Genomic DNA, 19,658 nt, shown 5'->3' with positions numbered 1-19,658 from the left:
CTTTGTTTGCAAAATACTATACGGGGGTATAATATTTAAAGAAAGCCTGTAAGGGAGTGAGGTGTCATAATGGAAAACCAGACAGCTAATAGTTCTGCCCACTGGAACGCCTCCATAGAGGGAATGACCTGCGCAGCATGCTCGAGGCGCATTGAAAAACAGATTGGGAAAATGGAGGGTGTGTCGGAAGCCTCTGTTAATTTAACGACCGAACAGCTTTCGGTACAGTATGATCCCAGTGAGGTAGCACCGCATGACATGGAAGAAAAAGTAGAACAGACGGGCTATAGCGTTCGCCGCAGCGAAGCGGTGTTTGACGTCACCGGAATGACCTGTGCCGCCTGCGCCAACCGGGTGGAAAAGAAGCTGAATAAACTTCCTGGCGTGTCGGAAGCCACCGTCAACCTGGCAATGGAGCGTGCCACGGTTCACTATCTGGACGGAGAAGTTTCTGTAGAGGACATGGAACAGGCAGTAGACAAATTAGGGTACGGGTTAACTGAACGCACCGAGGAAGAGACAGAGGACCCGAGAGAAAAAGAGCAGCGGAAAAAAGGATGGCAGCTGCTGATTTCCGCGCTTTTGACCCTTCCGCTTGTATGGACGATGGTATCCCATTTCGGATTTCTGTCCTTTCTCTGGTCCCCGGAAGTATTGATGAACCCCTGGGTTCAGTTAGGCATTGCGACGCCGGTTCAGTTTATCATCGGCTCCACGTTTTACCGGAGCGCCTATAAATCACTGCGGAGCGGCAGCGCCAATATGGATGTGCTGGTCGCCCTTGGGACCTCGGCTGCCTATTTTTACAGCCTGTATTTTGTGCTGACAGGCAATGCATCCGAAGGGCTGTATTTTGAAACGTCAGCAGTGATCATTACCCTTATCCTCCTTGGCAAGTGGTTTGAGGCGAAAGCGAAGGGACGCACCTCGCGCGCCATTAAATCGCTGCTTTCGTTAAAAGCGGAAACAGCCCTGGTGGAACGCGGCGGAGAAGTAACAGAAATAAAGAGCAAAGATGTTCAGGAGGGCGACGTCGTCCACGTGAAGCCGGGAGCGAGGGTGCCAGTGGACGGGGAGGTCATAGACGGCCGCTCGTCTGTGGATGAATCCATGCTTACGGGTGAAAGTATTCCGGTGGAAAAAGACACGGGAGACACGGTGATTGGTGCCACGGTGAACGGAAACGGGCGTATCCGCATGCGCGCCACCCGGGTCGGCAGGGACACGGCATTGTCCCAGATTGTCCGGGTCGTGGAAGAAGCCCAGGGCGGAAAGGCGGAGATTCAGCGCCTTGCCGATCGTGTATCCGGAGTGTTTGTACCGATTGTAATTGGCATCGCACTGTTGACCTTTCTCGCCTGGATTCTTTTTGTGCAGCCCGGATCGCTTGAAGCGGCACTGCTGCCAACCATCGCCATTCTTGTCATTGCCTGCCCATGTGCGCTCGGTCTCGCAACGCCGACGTCTATTATGGCAGGCTCCGGCAGAGCTGCTGAAAACGGTGTGCTGTTTAAAGGCGGCCAATATCTCGAGAGCACCGGGGCAGTGGAAACCATTCTGCTTGATAAAACCGGTACGATTACAAAAGGAGAGCCGGCAGTGACAGATATTGTACCGGCTCCGGACTGGACGGAGCAGCAGCTGCTGATGCACGCTGCCGGAGCGGAGCAGTCCTCCGAGCATGCGCTGGCCCAGGCGATTGTCCAGGATGCGGCGGAGAAAAATCTTACGCTGCAGCCTGCTTCTTCGTTTGAAGCAGTACCCGGCAAAGGGGTGCTTGCAGTCACAGAGGCCGGCACTATAGCGGTTGGCACAAGTGCCTGGCTGGCGGAGCGCCGTGTGGAAGGTGTTCCGGAAGGAGCAGAAAACGAAACGCTGGAGGATCAGGGTAAAACAGTTATGGGAGTAGCAGTAAACGACCGCTTTGCCGGCTGGATTGCCGTCGCTGATACAGTGAAGGAGACATCCAGACGGGCAGTGGAACGCATGCAGGCGGCAGGGCTTGAAGTCGTTATGATTACCGGTGATAACGAGAAAACTGCCCGCGCTATTGCAGCAGAGGTAGGGATTGACCGTGTGATTGCGCGCGTACTCCCTGAACAGAAAAGCAGCGAAGTAACACGGCTGCAGCGTGAAGGACGGCGCGTCGCCATGGTCGGAGACGGGATTAACGATGCACCGGCGCTTGCGACCGCTGACATCGGCATGGCTGTTGGTACAGGCACAGACATCGCCGTGGAGGCAGCGGACATTACGCTGATGCGAGGGGATCTAAACAGCGCAGCAGATGCTGTACTCATGAGCCGCGCAACGATGAAAAACATTAAAGAAAATTTATTCTTTGCGTTTGTGTATAATTCCGTCGGCATTCCTATTGCCGCCATCGGCCTGCTCGCTCCGTGGGTGGCCGGGGCAGCCATGGCGTTCAGTTCAGTTTCTGTTGTACTGAATGCCCTGCGCCTGCAGCGGATGAAGATTTCATAATAAAATCCGGCAGGGCTTAATCAGCTCTGCCGGATTTTTTATTCAATATGACCGAAAAATTGATTTTGAATCCGGTTCATTACTATATGACTATGAATTTTCTTAGTTTATGCTATAATAAATAGAGGTTTGTAGGTATAATATAATAGTTCGAATGCATTTCATAGATGCTTCTCCAATTTAAAAGTGATTCAAGGAGGCTGTTCAAAATAGCTGCAAATTGTAAGTCCCCATCCATAGATAATGCTAAAATTGCCAATTCCGATTCCATTGATAAACTTACAAAATGCCTGTATCAGACGGCTAATATTGAACTTGGCAGGCTAGCAGCTTCCATAAACAGCGCCCAGGCCGAGCTTAATTTATTAATGCAGGAGATTCAAAAATTCCAGAGTAAATCCGCGGGGTGACTGAATGCCTGTTAAGGGGATTTTTACCAGACTAAATACAGCCGGGGGCGCTGCCCCCTGGCTGTATTTAATCCGCTCCCATTTTTTTATCCAAAAGGGCGGCGATAACGAACATAAAAATCATGCCGACGCTCACGGCAAACAAGTCGGGGCCGATCCAGCGGGTGAATACAATACTTAAAATTAAAACAGAGAAAAAAGCTATAAATGTTACATTCGCTGCGGCGAACCGGTGCCGGCGGCCGTGCTGTTTAATGCGTGCGATGACGTAAATAACGGCATTTAACGCCAGGCCGATAAATAACAGGTAATACAGATTTAACGTTAGTTCCATGACTCATCGATCTCCTCAACTACATTCTGGTATGTATACGTACGACGGGACGTCTTTTCATATCACTTTACATGGTAACATGAACAGGGAAGAGGCGGTAGGAAAGATAAACCGTGCCCGCATATGCTACACTTGCCTTAGAAGTTAGTGATGGAAGGAAGGAACAATTACGATGCAGATAGAAAAATACGAAGGCATGCCTCCAAGTGAAGTGCTTCAGGGCATCCTATATTTACATGCTCAGCTTTTTGAAAAAATGGAACCAATGCACCAGACCCTGGAACAGGCAGGGGCATCCCTTGTGCAGGTGGCACGGGAGGAAGGGAAAATTCTCGGCTACGACATCAGCTACGCAAAGGATGACAGCGTATGGTACAGCTGGCTGAACGGGATGGAAGAAGCGTTTGAAGATGACGGATGGAGAAGCCGTCTTGTCGGCAACGTTCTTATTCATGCCCGTGAACAGGGCTATCAGGTCGTGCAGACCAAGCTGGCCCATGAGCACCCGGAATTTATTGATATGCTGCAGGCAGCTGGCTTTCAGGTGAAAGAGGAGCTAACAGATGAACGCGTCTGGCTGGAGAAAAAACTGTGAGAAGAGGCCGGTTTGGCCTCTTTTTTATAGGCATAAGCCATCAGACTTATGATAGTACCTTTTCAAATTCATAGGTGTTGGGCATACTGGTGAAAAAGAAAAGGGAGGAAATTATATGAAAAATATGGAAGCCGGCCTGTTGATTCTCCGGGTCGTGACGGGCGTAATATTTTTAGCTCACGGGGCCGATAAATTACTGAACGGAATGGGAGCCTCGGCTGCATCGTTTGGCAGCATGGGTATGCCGGACGGCACTGCTTACGCTGTAGCAGTCATCGAAGCTGCTGGAGGAGTTTTGCTTATTCTTGGGCTGCTGACGCGTGTGGTTGCGGGTCTGTTTGCGCTCATTATGCTTGGGGCGATTGTAACGGTCAAATGGCAGCAGGGGCTGATTGGAGGCTTCGAGCTTGATCTCCTGCTGATGGCTGCCTCTATCCATCTGGCACTAACCGGAAGCCGTATGCTTGCGTTGAAAAAACGAAAAAAGAAACGCTCTTTCTGAAAAAGCAAACGGCCTGCAGGGATGAATTCCCCACAGGCCGTTTATTGTTTATGCATTTTCATTTGACGTATAGGGCTCCATCTTTTTCCACTGCGTACGAATAGTGGAGGAGGCCACCCCGTAGCGTTCGGCGATTTCTTTTTGGGTGCCGCCCCCTACAGCGTATTCAAGAGCTGCTGCCTGGGCCTCCGGTTTGCGGATCACAGGGTTTTCCTGCTCGCAAAAGCGGGTCCACAGCTCTGCAGCTGTAGATACTGCTTCTTGGGACAGCTGATCGGAGCTTTCGAGTGTCTCCACTACTTTCTGCCGATCCTCGTTCAGGTTTGAAGTGGATGCCGCAGCGGTCTCTTTTGTATCGGCCGCAGCATCTGAACCTGCTTCAGAACGGGTGGAGGCGCTATCTGCTTCCTGGTATTTCTCCTGAAGATCATCCTTTAGTGTGCGAAGCACATCCGGCAGGTGATGCGTGATCCAGCCGGCTTTATCCGCTTCGTTGTCCGGAACAGAGCCGGTAACGCTGTTAATAACATCATCGGCGAAATCCGGATGGAACGGCAGCAGGCCAAGCATTGGATACCATTTATCCTCTACAGGGACTAAAAAGGCGAGAAACACAATGTTTTCCTGCAGGTCCCGGAAAAAGGACAGTGGTTCAATATGGTGAACTTCCTCGCTCAGCAGGTCGGTGACCTCGTACCAGTCGTCGGTCATTTTATTCAGGCGGAACAGTGACAGGTTATGCCCGGTCCAGTTGGAATAAAGCCGCTGAAGCCGCGGGTGCTGGCTGTTGTGCTCTATCTGCTGATGAATGTTCATCCATTCCCTGCGCTCATTGCCGTGCAGTAAAAAGTCGGCAAGCGCCAGATTTTGAACAAATTTATGCCAGGCATAAGGGAAATAGTTCGGCCGGTAGACCCGGCGGTAATAATGGCTGAAATCCTTCCGGCTGTCTTTGTTTGCAGCGGCTGCAAGATCCAGCTGTATGTTGGTTACTTCTTCAGTCGTATAAGCTGGCTGGTTGGCGGGATCGCCGCAGCATTTTTTGTATTTTTTACCGCTGCCGCAAGGACACGGATCGTTACGTGAAATACTCATACATTCAGGCTCCTTCTCACTAGTATGTTACTATTCCTTCAAATTCTAACATACATTGCCCTGAAATGGGGAATCCCTGCGCTTCGGGGGAGGGAGACGTGAAAAAACCCTTCGCAGTGGAAGGGTTCTTCAGGGCTTTATTCGTACAATAATAGGTTCGTTTAACTGGTTCCCTGCCTGTTCGCATTTTCCCATACATTACGGAGGGTCTCTGCGCTGTGGTGGAAGCTCCGGGCTTCATCTTCGTCGAGCGGCAGTTCGATCACTTCCCGGATCCCCTCGCGGTTAATCACGGCCGGGACCCCGATACACAGATCGCTTTCCCCGTATTGCCCATCCAGATAGGCACTGACGGTCAGGACGCTGTTTTCATTTTTAAGAACCGCGTTCGTAATACGGGTAAGCCCCATCGCAATCCCGTAGCTGGTGGCTCCTTTTCGTTCAATGATTTCATAGGCAGCCCCGCGTACGTCTTTAATCATGTCTTTCATTTCCTCCACATTTTTATCTTCTTTTTCATCCGCCAGCTCTACGGCGTTTCGGCCGCCGACGTTTGCCTGACTCCAGACAGCAAGCGACGTGTCACCGTGTTCGCCAATAACATAGGCATGGGCATTCTGGGCGGCAGTGTCGAAATAGTCACTCAGCATAAACCGAAGGCGCGAGGTATCAAGAATGGTGCCACTTCCAATGATTCTCTCTCTCGGAAGCCCGCTGAACTGCTGAGTGGCATACGTCAGAATATCCACAGGGTTGGCAGCGATAAGAAATATTCCGTCAAAGCCATTATCCATCACCTGGCCGACGATATTTTTAAATATCGCTGTGTTTTTGCCGACAAGGTCGAGACGGGTCTCGCCGGGCTTTTGGTTGGCGCCGGCAGTAATGCAGACAATATCGGCATCCCGGCAGTCTTCATACGTGCCGAACCAGGTTTTCGTAGGATGCGGGGCAAATGCTTTGCCGTGATTCAAATCCATCACGTCCCCCTCAGCCTTGCGTGCATCCAAATCGATGATCACAAGCTCCTCAACGACGGCCTGGTTAATTAATGAGAACGCATAACCGCTTCCAACAGCGCCGGCTCCGATAACAACAACCCGGTGGACGTGATTTCTTTTCATAGATAAAATCTCCCTTCGAATATGAATCATGTGAATGATTGAACAATATTTATCTATCTATATTGTGCACTATTTCACAAATTGATGCAAGTGTGGGCAACACATAGCTGTGAACAAATGATGAACTTAAGTGTTGGGAGGAATTTGAAACGGGAAAGGAGCAGAATAGGAGGGATGACCCGATGAAAAATGCATTAAAATACGCGCTCCCGACGGCGTTGACGTGGGCGGTGATTGGCCTGCTCGCCGGGCTGAATCTCGACAGGGGCTGGCTGTGGGTGCTTGCTTTCGTGATTTTTGGATTTCTTGTCAGCTTTGTTACAGTGATAATGGCGCAGTGGATTATTTCTAAAATAAATATGTAATTAGTACCGGAGAAATTAGGGAATGGTGTATGTAAAGTTTAAAAGTGAGAAGGAGCGTGTGAGAATGGAAGCGACAGACAATCGGCGGCCGGTCATAGCGATTACCGGAGCAAGCGGCTACATTGGAAGAAATCTCATGGCGGAGCTGAAAAAGCATGCAGATATTATTGCTCTCTCAAGAAACATAGATACAAAGGAAAACGAGGAGCATGTAACGTGGCGCTCGTGTGATTTATTTTCATTAAAGGACGCAGAAGAGGCACTTGAAGGTGCAGATTACGCTCTATACTTAGTCCATTCGATGATGCCGACGTCTAAACTGACCCAGGGGCGGTTTGAGGACATGGATGTTATCCTGGCGGATAATTTCGCACGTGCCGCCGAGCAGAAGCAGGTAAAGCAGGTCGTTTATTTGAGCGGCATTATCCCTGAAGCTGAGCACCTGTCACGCCATTTAAGCAGTCGGCTTGAGGTGGAAAACATTCTGAAATCATACCGGACGCCGGTAACCGCTATACGGGCAGGATTAATTGTCGGCCCACAGGGATCCTCATTCCCTATTCTCGCAAAGTTGGTGAAGCGGCTGCCGGTCATGGTTCTTCCGAAATGGACGCAGACCAAGACCCATCCGATCGCCCTGGCCGACGTATTAAACAGTCTGCAGAAGAGTATCGGGGAAGAGTCGCTCTACAACCGTTCGATCGATGTTGGAGGGCCGGATGTAATGACCTACCGGAAAATGATGGGTATCACCTCAAAGGTGATGGGGAAAAAACGGTATGCAGTCACCGTGCCTTTTTTCACCGTGCGTCTTTCCAGACTGTGGGTGAGTGTGACTACGGGGACACCGAAAAGCCTGGTCTATCCCTTAATTGAAAGCCTGATTCATCCGATGGTGGCTGATCCCGCAAAAAGTGTGAAAGGCATTAGTGATGGGAAAATTTCATTCGAGGAGGCTGCAGAAAACTCCCTGAAGGAAAGCAGGAAGGAGCAGTCATCCATTTTGGCACGCCTGAAGCCAGCGCCTGTGGAACGCAATGTCCGCTCGGTCCAGCGCGTGACAATTCCAAGTGGAAGAGACGCGGACTGGACGGCCCGTTATTATATTAAGTGGCTCCCGAAGCTTCTGCGCCCGTTCGTAAAGGTGGAAACGACGGATCGTTATCTGTACGGCCTGCGGCCTGCTTTCATGAAAAGAACGTTTCTTGAGCTTTCCTATTCTAAGGAACGCAGCGAAGAAGACCGTGCGCTTTACTATATTACCGGGGGGCTGCTTGCCCAGGTAAACGAAGGAGAGCGGGGGCGGCTGGAATTTCGCAAAATTCCTCATACGAATCAGTGCATTGTAGCGGTGCATGATTACGTTCCGGCTATGCCATGGTACTTTTATCAATATACTCAGGCATTTATTCATCTTTGGATCATGAACCGCTTTAAAGCACATCTTGAAAAAGATCAGTGGACGTTAAGAAGATCCCGCCAGCTCCAGCCGGAGTCATAATTTTTCTTGTTTATCTCCAGCTTTTTTAAGGAAGATATAAAAGGATAAAGGCAGTCTGCAAACAGAAGGGAGACGGTGCCGTATGAGCACCAACCAGTTGATCCGTGACTATTTTGTCAATCATGCAGCGGAGATGGCGAATACATGGTACGAAACGTTGGAGGAATCAGACAGAGAGTCTGCTTACGCAACGACGGATCCAAAAGAAATTGAGGAGCTGAAGTCTCAGACGTACGAGTTTCATTTATACTTTTCAAGCATTTTTGTCGAGGACCGGAATACGTGGGAGAATACCTTTGAAGTATGGATAGACGGCGTTATAAATGATCCCAAGTACTTCCGGACGAAGGATGCCCGGGTCGTCCGGGAAATGATGAGATACCGGGAGCAGTACACAGCCTATCTGAAGCGTTTTTATGCGGAAGAGCACGCAGAGCTTTCCGCCAATATGAAAGAACAGCTGCGGGAGCTCGTAACAAACGGCATGGATCAGATTATTCTTTCGTATGTGGAAAAATCCAACCGGCTGCTCCTGCAGAAGCTGGAAGCTAAGGAAAGCATTATTAATGAATTGAGCGCTCCAATCATTTCGCTGAATAAATCCTCTGCCCTTCTTCCGTTAATAGGTGAAATTGATGAAGAACGGGCCGCAGTGATACTCGAGCATTCACTCGAGGCATGCGCGAAAAAACAGGTTTCTGAATTGTTTATCGACCTGTCCGGCGTAGCCGGCATCGACACCCACGTCGCTCATCAGATTTTCGGGCTTATCCGTTCGTTAAAGCTGATCGGCGTGCAGCCTGTGCTGGCAGGGATGCGTCCCGAAATTGCCCAGACCTCCGTCAATCTCGGCATCAGCTTTCAGGACGTGCCGATTGCCTCATCGCTTGCCCAGGCAATGGATCAGGAACACTAAAAAAAGCCGGCTCCTTAATAAAAAGGCGCCGGCTTTCTTTCGTCTTGAATACAGAATTATTCTGTTATTAGACTTTTTCTACAACATACGTTGGTTTTTCAACGAATTCTTTTCCGCCGAGTTCCTTCGAATGATCGAAGTAGCCGCCGAATTTATAGACGACTTTGTACTCGCGGTCAGGCTCTGTAAACAATTGATTTTCGTTGTTAGAAACAACTGTAACATGATTGTTTTCTACAAAGCTGTCAATTTCACTCGCTTTATAGTTCGTACCTGCAGTTAGTTCGGAAACGGATTGGCTTCCCATATATAATCGCTCCTTTGCTTTATAATTTGTCCACTAGTACAGTTACCCGGGAAGAAACGATGTTAATCATACGATTTAATATCCGCCGCGGATATTTGGTTCTACGTCCTCTAAATAAAACTTCGTCAGCTTCTCCTGCTCCTCCCTGGAGAAGGAAGGCACGCTGACTGTCTCGAGGCTGTCAGACACCTGTTTTTCATTCCGGAATCCTGGTATGACGCAGGTGACATCGTCATTATCGAGAATCCAGCGAAGCGCTGCCTGCGCCATGGTTCCCCGTTCTTCTTTAATCCACTGGAGGGAGGTGCTGAGCTCCACGCCCTTTTGGAAAGGAAGACCGGCGAATGTTTCTCCGACATTGAAGGCGTCGCCGTCCCGGTTGAAATTGCGGTGGTCATCTTCAGCAAATGTCGTTTCTTTTGTATATTTCCCAGTTAACAGCCCACTTGCGAGCGGCACGCGGGTCAGAATGCCGACGCCCTGCTTTTTGGCCTGTGGAAACAGCCGTTCTGCCGGCTTTTGGCGGAAAATATTGTAGATCACCTGAAGCGCCTTAACATTCGGGTAATGCAGGCATTCCATGCCTTCCTCCACTGTTTCCACGCTGACGCCGTAGTGACGGATCTTTCCCTGCGCCTGCAGGTCATCAAGTACCTGAAACACCGAGCCGTCTTTTAAAACGTCAATCGGCGGGCAGTGAATCTGATAAAGGTCCAGGCGTTCGCGTCCGAGACGCTTCAGCGTAGCGTCGAGGTAGTTCGTGACGCTTTCCCTGGAATAAGTATTTGGGTCATTAATATCGCCGCCGCGCGCAAATTTGCTGGCTACGTGAATCTTGTCTTCTTTTCCCTTTGTCGCTTTTCCGATTAACTCTTCGCTGTGGCCGTCCCCGTAGACGTCGGCCGTGTCGAAAAAATTCACGCCTGCATCCATGGCAGCCTCAAGGCCCTTAAGCGCTTCGGTATCGTTTGTTGCTCCCCACGCGCCGCCAATGGCCCATGTGCCAAAGCTCAGCTCACTTACTTCCAATTCGGTATTTCCCAACTGACGATATTTCACACCGTCCACCTGCCTTTTAATCAAAGTATGGTAAGCCATTCCCGTTCTGTAAATATTTAAGCGTTCTCATGATTAATGGTTTTGATTTAGTGTAATGTTTCCTATAATAAAAGCAGTTCATTTTAAAGGAGGCGGAGTCCTTGTATTTATTTAAAGAAAAATCGATCAGAAATACGATTGATGTCAATCAGCAGGCGCTTTCCCTCATTGAAGACGGCTTCCGGCGCCTGCAGGCAGGAGAAGTAACCATGCCTCCCGTGCTCAGCATGCCCATTGCCGACAAAAATGGGGAGATGGATGCAAAAACGGCCTATGTCAAAGGTATGGATCAGTTTGCCCTGAAAATTTCGACCGGTTTTTTCGATAACCCGGACAAAGGGCTTCCAAGCCTCAGCGGCATGATGCTTTTATTTCACTCGGATACAGGCTTCCCGGCAGCAGTACTGCAGGATAACGGCTACCTGACCGATGTGCGCACAGGAATTGCCGGAGCTGTGGCAGCCAGGTATATGGCTAAAGACGAGGCAAAAATTGCAGGTATTGTCGGTACCGGCACGCAGGCGCGCTTTCAGCTGCGTGCGCTGAAAATGGTGCGGCCGTCGATTGAAAAAGTGTACGTGTATGGGCGCAAAAAAGAACGGACCGAGGCGTACCAGCGTGAAATGGAGCATGAGCTTGGCGTTACGACAGAAGCTGCCGATCTTGAAACGGTCGTACGAAACTGCGACGTGCTCGTCACGACGACCCCGGCGACAGAGCCGTTCATCAAAAAAGAATGGCTGCATCCGGGACTTCATATTACAGCGATGGGCTCAGATGCCTCGGAAAAGAATGAAATCGAGCCGGATGTACTCGGGGCAGTGGACATTCTTGCCTGTGATGCCGCCTCGCAGGTGTTTTCCATCGGAGAACACCGGACGGCGAAAGAAGCAGGAATCATCGATGAAAGCAGCACCGTGGAGCTCGGGGCGATTATCAGTGGAGAGGCGCCCCGCCGGGAAACGATGGAACAGATAACTCTCTGCGACCTGACAGGCACCGGGGTGCAGGACACGGCCATTGCGGTCTACACGTACGATCAGCTTAAGGCCTCCGGAGAAGGAATTGAAATAACAGAGGACGAATAAACAGAGGGCGCCGGATTAATGATCCGGTGCCTTTTTTTGCTTTTTTCGGGGGGAGGGGTGGTGATTTATGGAAAAAGTTATATAATTATTTGTAAACGATTTCATTATAAGGGGGCTATGATGGTGGGCGAACGAAGGAAGCGTTGGTTGTTTGCTGTTTTCTTTCTCGGTTGCCTGGCCAGTCTGGCAGCAACCGTTTATTTTGGCACAAAGGCTTTTTACGTGGAACCGGTCAATTCAGAGGAAAACGAAACGTACCAGACGAGGGCAGCGCTCATTATGGAAGAAGCAGGCAATCCTTACTGGGAACAAATCAAAGAAGGCGCTGTTGCAGCGGGCGAAGAGGCGGGCATTTATATCGAAACGTACGGACCGTCCAAAGCAGGTAAAGATGAGCAGCTTGAAACGATGAACCGGATGATCGAGAGCAATGTAGACGCTATTATCACTCAGGGCATTGATGATCCTGTTTTCCAGGAGCTGGTGCAAAAAGCGCTGGAGAAAGGGGTGCCGGTTATCACGGTAGACAGTGACGTGCCGGAGAGCGGGCGGCGTGCCTATATCGGCACAGACAATTACGAAGCCGGTGTTTCGGCAGGGGAAGAGCTGCTCCGAAATACGGAAGGAAGGCAGTATGTCGGCATCGTTTCTGGAAGTGCGGACACGGTCAATCAGAAGGAAAGGGTGGAAGGCTTCCGGGATACTGTGGAAGCAAGCGGCCGCGTGGAAATTAAGGACATCGGGTATTCCGGAATCTCTGAGATTGGGGCCGCACAGGCCACCTACAGTTTATTGAAGGAGGAGCCCGACATCACAGCGCTTTACGGCACGAGTGCTTTGGACGCTATCGGCATAGCCCAGGGGATGGAAGAGATTGAAGGAGCCGGGGAGCTGTATGTGATCGGGTTTGATACACTGCCTGAAACAGTACAGCTGCTTGAGGAGGGTACAATTGATGCCACGGTCCGTCAGCATCCCGTACAAATGGGGGAGCAGGCGGTTTATGATGTGGCCCGGCTGAATCAACAGCAGTACGTGCCTTCGGTACAGCACACCGAGACGGTTATTTGGAGAGCTTCTGATGCTGCACGGGAAGGGGGCGGGGAGCGGTGATACGATCTATCCGTTCGAAAATGGTGTTTTTCTCCTTTGCCTTTATTCTGCTTTTTAACGCTGTAGCTATCGGTATTTACTGGAGCTCAGAGCGTATTACTAATGAATACAGTACGAGCTTTGACCGCTTTGTGCTGTTGAATTCCATTTCCCGGCAGGCCGAAGAATGGACGGCAGCGACGCAGCAGATTGCGACCAACCCTTCACAGGAAACGTGGGCCGCTTATTATCAGGCATCCGGGGAAATGAAGGCACTGGCAGAGGAGCTCGGTAATGAAGAAGGTCAGCCGGGGTCGGTCGAAATGAAGAGCTACATGCAGCTGCTCGATTCACTCGAACAAAACAGTGAAACAACCGCTGGGTTTGTGCTGCAGGGCGATATTGAAAAATACGGAAGCAATCTCGCAGAAACTGAACAATCGAACGCCTATATACAGGAAAGCACGCTGACTCTTATCGATCAGTCCCTGACAGAGTATCAGCACCTGTATGCCCAGCTTCAGGAGCGTAATACCTCATTCCGCTATTTTATTATATGCCTGTTTGCTACGTCGCTACTGATTGCTGCTTTTATCGCATTCCGGTTCTCTTCAAGCATTACAAAGCCGGTCGACGAATTGTCCCGGGCAGCAGGGGAGGTATCGCGCGGCCATTTTCAGGGGGAGCCGCTCCGTATTCGTTCGGGAGACGAACTGGAGCTTCTGGGCCGTACGTTCAACCGTATGCGGACAGATATTCATACGTACGTCGGCGAAATGGAAAAAAAGGCAGAGATGGATCAGCTGATGAAGCAGCTGGAGCTGAAGCATCTGCAGAATCAGATCAATCCGCACTTTTTATTCAACACCCTGAACACGATTTCAAAAATGGCTTATCTGGAAGATGCGGAAGAAACGTCGGAATTGATAGAATCTGTTTCCTCTCTGCTGCGCTACAGCTTAGGGAATATCGAAAAAGAAGTAACGCTCCGGGACGAGCTGGATGTGATCCGGAGTTATTTTCATATTCAGGAAACAAGGTTTCGGAACCGCTTATCTACACATATTGAAACCGGAACAGACGAGCTGGATGTGCCTATCCCGAGGCTGACGCTGCAGCCGGTAATCGAGAACGCCTTTATTCACGGGGTGGAAGGGATGGAAGAGAATGCCGAAGTGCGTGTGCAGGTGCGCCTGGAGGACAGTCAGATTGTCGTCCGGGTAATGGACAACGGCAAAGGAATGAATGAGCGCCAGCGCCAGCAGCTTCTTGGTGCGGGCGAAGAGCAGGAAGCGCACATTGGTCATTCCACTGGCCTTGGCATGCAGAACGTCCGGAGGCGTCTGGAATTATTCTTTCATACCGGGGAGCTCGTGGATGTGGAATCTGTCCCGGCGCAGGGCACTACGGTGAAGCTCCGTATGCCGGTTAAAGAATGGCAGAAAGCAGGGGGGCAGGCAGGATGATACGACTATTGATGGCAGAGGATGAATGGCTTGAGCGTAAAGCGATGAAAAAGCTGATAGCGGCTCATTTACCGGAAATTGAAGTAATCGGAGAGGCAGAGAACGGGCCCGAGGCAGTGGAGCTGGCTATCGAAAAAAGGCCGGACATTATGCTGATGGATATTAAAATGCCGGGATGCAACGGCCTTGAAGCCATACAGCGCATTCAGCAGGCGGCATCCGGCATCCATTTTATTATGGTCACCGCCTACGATTCCTTCGACTATGCCCGGGAGGCGCTCGGGTTGGGTGTAAAGGAGTATTTGTTAAAGCCGGGCAAAAAAGAAGAGACCATTCAGACACTCATGCGTGTGCAGACGGCAGTAAACCGCAGCAGGCAGGAACGGAAACAGTACAGCCACAGGCTGCAAAAGCTTCTTTTCCAGAGCGTCTGTCACGGAGAACCGTATGAAAACCATGCAGATCTTCTCATAGAAGCAGTGCCGGAAGCTTCCTGCGGTTTTGCAGCGGTCATGCGCGAAGAGGATATGCCGGAGGATATAGAAGAAAAAATGACCCGGTGGACTAACGACGCTTTTCTTACGGACCGTCAGCCGGACGGATGGTTTCGGACTTTTTTCTTCCACACGGGTAAAAACAGAGGCTCTGAAGAGGTTGAACGTCTCCGCCGCCGCATGCATTTTGAGCTTGGGGAAAAAGCATCCATAGGAATTTCTGAAAAGGAACACGACGTGAAACAGCTGTTCCAGGCTTATGTGGAAGCATTGTCCGGTCTTGAAAAAGATCAGGATGCGCTGCCGGAACAGAGCAGCCAGTGGGTCTCCTCCATTGTGAATGCGCTGCGGACCGGGGAAGAAAAATCCGCCATCTATTATTGGAGCGAATGGTGGCATACCCGTCCCCAAAAATCATCGAGGAGGCATTTGTGGCTTCAGCTTGAAGAACTGGTTAAGGAAATGAACGGGACTCTTGAAGAAGATATGCCGTCGGATGCGGCGGAGTGGAAGCGGCTCCTTCATGTGGTGGGGGCATACAGAGGGCTTCACTTTCGGGAGCATCACCAGATTGAAAAGGTGAAGGCCTACGTAAAGGAGCACTATGCCAAACCGCTCCAGCTCGAGGATATAGCGGGGTATGTGCAATGGAGCCCTGCCTATTTTTCCCACCAGTTTAAAGAAGTAACCGGAGTATCATTTGTTGATTACGTCACGCGTATACGGATGCAGGAAGCAAAGCGGATGCTTCAGGACCGCGAACGGCCGTTAAAGGAAATCAGCATCAGTATCGGGTACAAAGACCCGAACTATTTCAGCCGTGTCTTTAAAAAACAGGTGGGATGCTCTCCAAAACAATATCAGCAGGGCAAAAGGTAATAGGATAAAGTAACCTAAAAATAATGCAGACAATCAAAAGATTGTATAGAAAATACTTCCATACAAACGCAGGATCGTGACCTATAATCAAAATTGTAAGCGTTATCATAAAATCATATTATTCCTGCAAGGGGGAGGGTTCATGTTGAAAAAGAGTGTTGGTCTGGTAGGAAGTTCATTGCTGTTGTTCGGTTTGGCAGCCTGTGGGGGAGGCGGTTCGGATTCCGGATCGGGTTCGGAAAATGAAGGCAGCTCCGGAGGCTCGGGAGAAGGCGGAAGCGACGCTGAAGTAGAAATCTTCAGCTGGTGGACAGGCGCTGGCGAGGAAGACGGCCTGATGGCTTTAATCGATATGTTTGAAGAGGAAAATCCCGATATTTCGGTGGAAAACGCAGCTGTAGCCGGCGGTGCCGGTACGAATGCTAAAGCAGTGCTTGCCACAAGAATGCAGGGCGATGACCCGCCGTCCACGTTCCAGGTGCACGGCGGAGCTGAGCTGAATGACAGCTGGGTGGCGGCAGACAAAATGGAGCCGCTGAATGATTTTTACGAAGAGGAAGAGCTCAATGACAAGTTTCCGGAGGAATTAATCGATATGGTCAGCTCGGACGGCGATATTTATTCCGTACCGGTCAATATTCACCGCGGAAACGTCATGTTTTACAACATGGAAGTGTTTGAAGAAAACGACATCGAGCCGCCAACTGATATCGATGAGTTTTTTGAAGTCGCAGAGGAGCTCGAGGCAGCAGGCGTAACGCCGCTTGCGATGGGTGATAAAGAATCGTGGCCGGCTACGCAGATTTACGAAAACCTGCTGCTTGCCAACCTCGGTCCAGAGGACTATGAAGCCCTATTTGAAGGAGAAGTTGGCTTTGACGATGAACGTGTAGCGACAGCTACCGAGCAGTTCGGACAGATGCTTGAATATGTCAATGAGGACCACGCTTCGAGAAACTGGCAGGATTCGGCGCAGATGGTTGCAGACGGCGAAGCTGCCATGATTAACATGGGCGACTGGGCAAAGGGTTACTTTGTAAATGACCTTGGCCTCGAAGTAAATGAAGGCTTCGGCTACACCCCGTTCCCTGGCACTTCGGAAGATTTCATGGTTATCACTGATACGTTCGGTCTGCCAAAGGGAGTTGAAAATCCGGAACAGGTAAAAGAATTCCTGAGCGTCCTCGGTTCGAAGGAAGGACAGGACACGTTCAACCCGTTAAAAGGTTCGATCCCGGCGCGGGTGGACGCAGATGAGTCCAAATATGACGAATACGGCCAGGACACGATGGAGGACTTCCAGGAGACATCGCTTACGCCAAGTCTTGCGCACGGTTCAGCTGCCTCTGAAGGCTTCGTGACAAAAGCGAACCAGGCAGTAAATATCTTCGTTACGCAGGGCGACGAAGAGAAGCTGATGGAATCAATGCAGACTGCAATGGATGAAGAGCAAAAATAAGAAGGTTAACAGAGGGAAGCCCCGTGCCGATGCAAGCGGTGCCGGGCTTCTTTTGTTCAAAGGAGGGATAAAAGATGGCCGATGAAGTAATGGACAAAACAGCATCAAAAGATCGGGTGAAGCGTAAAAAGGCAGTCAAGGACCGCTGGTGGGCGGTGGCGTTTATCGTTCCCTCGTTTTTGCTGGTCGCTGTATTTGTATACGGATTTATCGGATGGACGGGGTACGTCTCGCTCAGCAACTGGAACAGCCTGACACCGGACTTTTCGTTTGCCGGACTCGCAAACTATATATACCTGTTCCAGGACTTCCGTTTTCAGGCGGATTTAAGGAACACCTTTTTTTTCACAGTGCTATTTATCGGGTTCGTGATTGTAAGTGGATTGGGCCTGGCTGTACTCATCGATCAGAAGCTAAAGGCCGAAGCGCTTTTTCGTAATATTTTTCTTTTTCCAATGGCGCTGTCCTTTGTCGTAACCGGTGTTGTCTGGCAGTGGCTGTTAAACCCGTCCACCGGCTACAATACATTTTTGGCGTTCTTCGGTATCGAACCGCTCTGGTACACTGATACGACTATTCTGGGCGGCTTTCAATGGGGAAGTATTGAATTCGGTCTCCCGGTCGCCATCATCGCGCTTGTGATTGCAGCTGTCTGGCAGATGACCGGCTTTTCCCTGGCCATGTACCTGGCTGGTCTGCGGGGCATTCCCGAAGAGCTTCGGGAGGCTGCCCGGGTCGACGGGGCGTCGGAGTGGAAGGTATACATGAAGGTAGTCATTCCGCTGCTTCTGCCAATTACCGTGAGTGTCGTTATCATTATGGCGCACATCTCGCTGAAAATCTTTGACCTTGTCTATGCCATGACCGGTTCGGGGGCGAATTTTGTGACCGACGTTCCGGGGGTGTATATGTTTGAAACGACGTTTAGGGCCAACTACTATGCAAACGGGGCAGCCATTGCCATGGTGATGCTCATCCTGGTCGCTGTATTCATCGTACCGTACTTACTCGCCAATCGAAGGAGGGAAGGCTGATGGCCATTCGATTAACGCCGGTATTCAAATACGCACTAGCTATTTTCATGTCGCTTCTGTTTTTATCACCGATCTACGTCATCGTAGTAACCAGCCTGAAGCCGCTCGATGAAGTAAGTCTCGCTACGATGTGGGCATTTCCGACAGCGATCGATTTTTCAAGCTACGCGGAAGCCTTTACTGCCCTGGCCCCGAACCTGGCGAACAGCTTTTATCTGGTTATCCCGGCGACGATTTTATCAGCGCTGCTCGGGGCGATGAACGGATATGTGCTGTCCAAATGGAAGTTCAAAGGCTCGGAAATTCTTTTTACCATACTGCTGTTTGGGATGTTTATTCCGTATCAGAGTATCCTCATCCCGCTCATTCAATTTCTCAGAACCATCGAATTGTACAACTCGATTCCGGGACTGATTCTGACCCACGTCGTGTATGGTCTGCCAATTACGACTCTGATGTTTAGAAACTTTTATGCGAATATTCCTGATACGATGATTGAGGCAGCGAAAATTGACGGAGCAGGTTTTCTGCAGATATTCCGGCGTGTCATCATCCCTCTTTCCATTACGGGGTTTGTCGTTGTCGCCATCTGGCAGTTTACGAACATCTGGAACGAATTTTTGTTTGCGGTAACAATCACAAACGCAGACAGCCAGCCGGTTATGGTGGCGCTGCAGAATTTATCCGGCAGCCAGATCGTGCAGTGGAACGTACAGATGGCCGGCGCCATGCTTGCCGCCCTGCCGACGCTGATTGTCTATATTGTACTAGGAAGATACTTTGTCCGCGGCCTGCTCGCCGGCTCGGTCAAAGGGTGATCAAAGCTTCCCTGCTCCGGCAGGGGAGCTTTTTTGTCTGCAGGCTTTTCAATTGATCAATTTTCCCTTCTCAATGCGCGAAGTCGTGTTAAAATAAGACAGTGATTAACCGGAACGTTAAAAGCGAGTATGTGCAGGCGTAGAGAAAGGTGGCTCATCGTGGCAGACACAGCAAAGACCCCGGTAAAAGTCGCTATGACAACCAATATGCAGCAGGAGGATGAACGTGAAACCATCCAGCTGAACGCAGACGGCGAAATGTACGAAAAACAGGAATGGACCTATGTCCGGTTTGAAGAAGAGCTTGAGGGCATAGGAAAAGTACAGACAACGCTGAAAATCGGAGACGCAGAGGTTATGGTGCTCCGAAGCGGGGCCGTGGCCATGCGTCAGGTCTATGCGTACGGCGAACGTACCGAAGGCACCTACGATATGGGCTACGGCCGCCTTCATACAGAAGCGGTAACAGACCATCTGGCTGTGACCAGGGCCAACCCCGGCTGGATGATGCATATTGATTTTCATTACCGGCTGGCACTGCAGGGGACGCCGGTAGGGCGTTACGAAATTTCGATCGTAATTGAGGAGGACGTATGA

Annotated in this window: 19 protein-coding genes; 14 read left to right on the top strand and 5 right to left on the bottom strand. The window is 50.4% G+C overall.

What is annotated here, in order from left to right; all coding sequences use genetic code 11:
• Nucleotides 1-69 precede the first annotated feature (69 nt).
• A complete protein-coding gene (locus Q0757_RS08830) occupies nucleotides 70-2,484 on the top strand; it encodes a heavy metal translocating P-type ATPase (protein ID WP_298786401.1) in 2,415 nt (804 codons plus the stop codon).
• A 477-nt stretch (nucleotides 2,485-2,961) separates the two neighbouring features.
• Here Q0757_RS08830 and Q0757_RS08825 read toward each other — a convergent pair whose 3' ends face one another.
• Nucleotides 2,962-3,228 carry a hypothetical protein gene (locus tag Q0757_RS08825; RefSeq protein ID WP_298786398.1) on the bottom strand — a complete coding sequence of 89 codons (267 nt, stop codon included), beginning with the start codon at nucleotides 3,226-3,228 and terminating at the stop codon, nucleotides 2,962-2,964.
• 172 nt (nucleotides 3,229-3,400) lie between these two features.
• Here Q0757_RS08825 and Q0757_RS08820 point away from each other — a divergent pair, with 172 nt between their 5' ends.
• On the top strand, nucleotides 3,401-3,823 hold the full coding sequence (locus Q0757_RS08820) for a hypothetical protein (RefSeq protein WP_298786396.1): 423 nt from the start codon (nucleotides 3,401-3,403) through the stop codon (nucleotides 3,821-3,823).
• A 115-nt stretch (nucleotides 3,824-3,938) separates the two neighbouring features.
• On the top strand, nucleotides 3,939-4,325 hold the full coding sequence (locus Q0757_RS08815; protein ID WP_298786394.1) for a DoxX family protein: 387 nt from the start codon (nucleotides 3,939-3,941) through the stop codon (nucleotides 4,323-4,325).
• A 48-nt stretch (nucleotides 4,326-4,373) separates the two neighbouring features.
• On the opposite strand, the gene Q0757_RS08810 is transcribed toward Q0757_RS08815, so the two are convergent.
• Both Q0757_RS08810 and Q0757_RS08805 read right to left on the bottom strand, forming a co-directional pair.
• Complete coding sequence (locus tag Q0757_RS08810; RefSeq protein ID WP_298786392.1) at nucleotides 4,374-5,420, bottom strand: SEC-C metal-binding domain-containing protein; 1,047 nt, start codon at nucleotides 5,418-5,420, stop codon at nucleotides 4,374-4,376.
• A 161-nt stretch (nucleotides 5,421-5,581) separates the two neighbouring features.
• Nucleotides 5,582-6,544, bottom strand: a complete 963-nt coding sequence (locus Q0757_RS08805) for an L-lactate dehydrogenase (RefSeq protein ID WP_298786390.1) — start codon at nucleotides 6,542-6,544, stop codon at nucleotides 5,582-5,584.
• A gap of 182 nt (nucleotides 6,545-6,726) precedes the next feature.
• On the opposite strand from Q0757_RS08805, the gene Q0757_RS08800 reads away from it, so the two are divergent.
• The 3 genes from Q0757_RS08800 (at nucleotide 6,727) to Q0757_RS08790 (ending at nucleotide 9,326) form a co-directional block, all read left to right on the top strand.
• On the top strand, nucleotides 6,727-6,909 hold the full coding sequence (locus tag Q0757_RS08800; RefSeq protein ID WP_298786388.1) for a hypothetical protein: 183 nt from the start codon (nucleotides 6,727-6,729) through the stop codon (nucleotides 6,907-6,909).
• Nucleotides 6,910-6,973: 64 nt separating this feature from the next.
• A complete protein-coding gene (locus Q0757_RS08795) occupies nucleotides 6,974-8,410 on the top strand; it encodes an NAD(P)H-binding protein (RefSeq protein WP_298786386.1) in 1,437 nt (478 codons plus the stop codon).
• Nucleotides 8,411-8,492: 82 nt separating this feature from the next.
• Nucleotides 8,493-9,326 (top strand): STAS domain-containing protein, encoded by an 834-nt coding sequence (locus tag Q0757_RS08790; protein WP_298786385.1) that lies wholly within the window; start codon nucleotides 8,493-8,495, stop codon nucleotides 9,324-9,326.
• 67 nt (nucleotides 9,327-9,393) lie between these two features.
• On the opposite strand, the gene Q0757_RS08785 is transcribed toward Q0757_RS08790, so the two are convergent.
• Both Q0757_RS08785 and Q0757_RS08780 read right to left on the bottom strand, forming a co-directional pair.
• Nucleotides 9,394-9,633: a hypothetical protein gene (locus tag Q0757_RS08785; RefSeq protein WP_298786383.1), complete on the bottom strand. Its 240-nt coding sequence runs from the start codon at nucleotides 9,631-9,633 to the stop codon at nucleotides 9,394-9,396.
• Nucleotides 9,634-9,708: 75 nt separating this feature from the next.
• Nucleotides 9,709-10,692, bottom strand: coding sequence for an aldo/keto reductase (locus Q0757_RS08780; protein WP_298787010.1), 984 nt, complete (start codon nucleotides 10,690-10,692; stop codon nucleotides 9,709-9,711).
• A 140-nt stretch (nucleotides 10,693-10,832) separates the two neighbouring features.
• Here Q0757_RS08780 and Q0757_RS08775 point away from each other — a divergent pair, with 140 nt between their 5' ends.
• The 8 genes from Q0757_RS08775 to Q0757_RS08740 all read left to right on the top strand — a co-directional run bounded on the left by Q0757_RS08775 (nucleotide 10,833) and on the right by Q0757_RS08740 (nucleotide 19,658).
• A complete protein-coding gene (locus tag Q0757_RS08775) occupies nucleotides 10,833-11,819 on the top strand; it encodes a cyclodeaminase (protein WP_298786381.1) in 987 nt (328 codons plus the stop codon).
• A 123-nt stretch (nucleotides 11,820-11,942) separates the two neighbouring features.
• Nucleotides 11,943-12,932: a substrate-binding domain-containing protein gene (locus tag Q0757_RS08770; protein ID WP_298786379.1), complete on the top strand. Its 990-nt coding sequence runs from the start codon at nucleotides 11,943-11,945 to the stop codon at nucleotides 12,930-12,932.
• On the top strand, nucleotides 12,929-14,377 hold the full coding sequence (locus tag Q0757_RS08765) for a sensor histidine kinase (RefSeq protein WP_298786377.1): 1,449 nt from the start codon (nucleotides 12,929-12,931) through the stop codon (nucleotides 14,375-14,377). Before Q0757_RS08770 ends, Q0757_RS08765 begins: the two co-directional genes overlap by 4 nt.
• Nucleotides 14,374-15,750 carry a response regulator gene (locus tag Q0757_RS08760; RefSeq protein WP_298786375.1) on the top strand — a complete coding sequence of 459 codons (1,377 nt, stop codon included), beginning with the start codon at nucleotides 14,374-14,376 and terminating at the stop codon, nucleotides 15,748-15,750. The genes Q0757_RS08765 and Q0757_RS08760 overlap by 4 nt, the downstream gene beginning before the upstream one ends.
• A 142-nt stretch (nucleotides 15,751-15,892) precedes the next feature.
• Nucleotides 15,893-17,209, top strand: coding sequence for an ABC transporter substrate-binding protein (locus Q0757_RS08755; protein WP_298786373.1), 1,317 nt, complete (start codon nucleotides 15,893-15,895; stop codon nucleotides 17,207-17,209).
• 74 nt (nucleotides 17,210-17,283) lie between these two features.
• Complete coding sequence (locus tag Q0757_RS08750) at nucleotides 17,284-18,243, top strand: carbohydrate ABC transporter permease (protein WP_298786371.1); 960 nt, start codon at nucleotides 17,284-17,286, stop codon at nucleotides 18,241-18,243.
• Complete coding sequence (locus tag Q0757_RS08745) at nucleotides 18,243-19,061, top strand: carbohydrate ABC transporter permease (RefSeq protein WP_298786369.1); 819 nt, start codon at nucleotides 18,243-18,245, stop codon at nucleotides 19,059-19,061. Before Q0757_RS08750 ends, Q0757_RS08745 begins: the two co-directional genes overlap by 1 nt.
• A gap of 159 nt (nucleotides 19,062-19,220) precedes the next feature.
• Entirely contained in the window at nucleotides 19,221-19,658 is a 438-nt protein-coding gene (locus tag Q0757_RS08740) for a DUF1934 domain-containing protein (RefSeq protein WP_298786367.1), read from the top strand.

Source organism: uncultured Marinococcus sp. (assembly GCF_947493875.1).
Lineage (GTDB): Bacteria > Bacillota > Bacilli > Bacillales > Marinococcaceae > Marinococcus.
Note: the sequence above shows the minus strand (reverse complement) of the source record. Positions and strands in the feature narration are given on the sequence as shown.

Coding starts and splice junctions, on each gene's coding strand:
- Q0757_RS08825 (WP_298786398.1), bottom strand. CDS start 3,228: ATGGAACTAACGTTAAATCTGTATTACCTGTTATTTATCGGCCTGGCG.
- Q0757_RS08750 (WP_298786371.1), top strand. CDS start 17,284: ATGGCCGATGAAGTAATGGACAAAACAGCATCAAAAGATCGGGTGAAG.
- Q0757_RS08810 (WP_298786392.1), bottom strand. CDS start 5,420: ATGAGTATTTCACGTAACGATCCGTGTCCTTGCGGCAGCGGTAAAAAA.
- Q0757_RS08760 (WP_298786375.1), top strand. CDS start 14,374: ATGATACGACTATTGATGGCAGAGGATGAATGGCTTGAGCGTAAAGCG.
- Q0757_RS08745 (WP_298786369.1), top strand. CDS start 18,243: ATGGCCATTCGATTAACGCCGGTATTCAAATACGCACTAGCTATTTTC.
- Q0757_RS08795 (WP_298786386.1), top strand. CDS start 6,974: ATGGAAGCGACAGACAATCGGCGGCCGGTCATAGCGATTACCGGAGCA.
- Q0757_RS08805 (WP_298786390.1), bottom strand. CDS start 6,544: ATGAAAAGAAATCACGTCCACCGGGTTGTTGTTATCGGAGCCGGCGCT.
- Q0757_RS08785 (WP_298786383.1), bottom strand. CDS start 9,633: ATGGGAAGCCAATCCGTTTCCGAACTAACTGCAGGTACGAACTATAAA.
- Q0757_RS08755 (WP_298786373.1), top strand. CDS start 15,893: ATGTTGAAAAAGAGTGTTGGTCTGGTAGGAAGTTCATTGCTGTTGTTC.
- Q0757_RS08815 (WP_298786394.1), top strand. CDS start 3,939: ATGAAAAATATGGAAGCCGGCCTGTTGATTCTCCGGGTCGTGACGGGC.
- Q0757_RS08800 (WP_298786388.1), top strand. CDS start 6,727: ATGAAAAATGCATTAAAATACGCGCTCCCGACGGCGTTGACGTGGGCG.
- Q0757_RS08830 (WP_298786401.1), top strand. CDS start 70: ATGGAAAACCAGACAGCTAATAGTTCTGCCCACTGGAACGCCTCCATA.
- Q0757_RS08820 (WP_298786396.1), top strand. CDS start 3,401: ATGCAGATAGAAAAATACGAAGGCATGCCTCCAAGTGAAGTGCTTCAG.
- Q0757_RS08790 (WP_298786385.1), top strand. CDS start 8,493: ATGAGCACCAACCAGTTGATCCGTGACTATTTTGTCAATCATGCAGCG.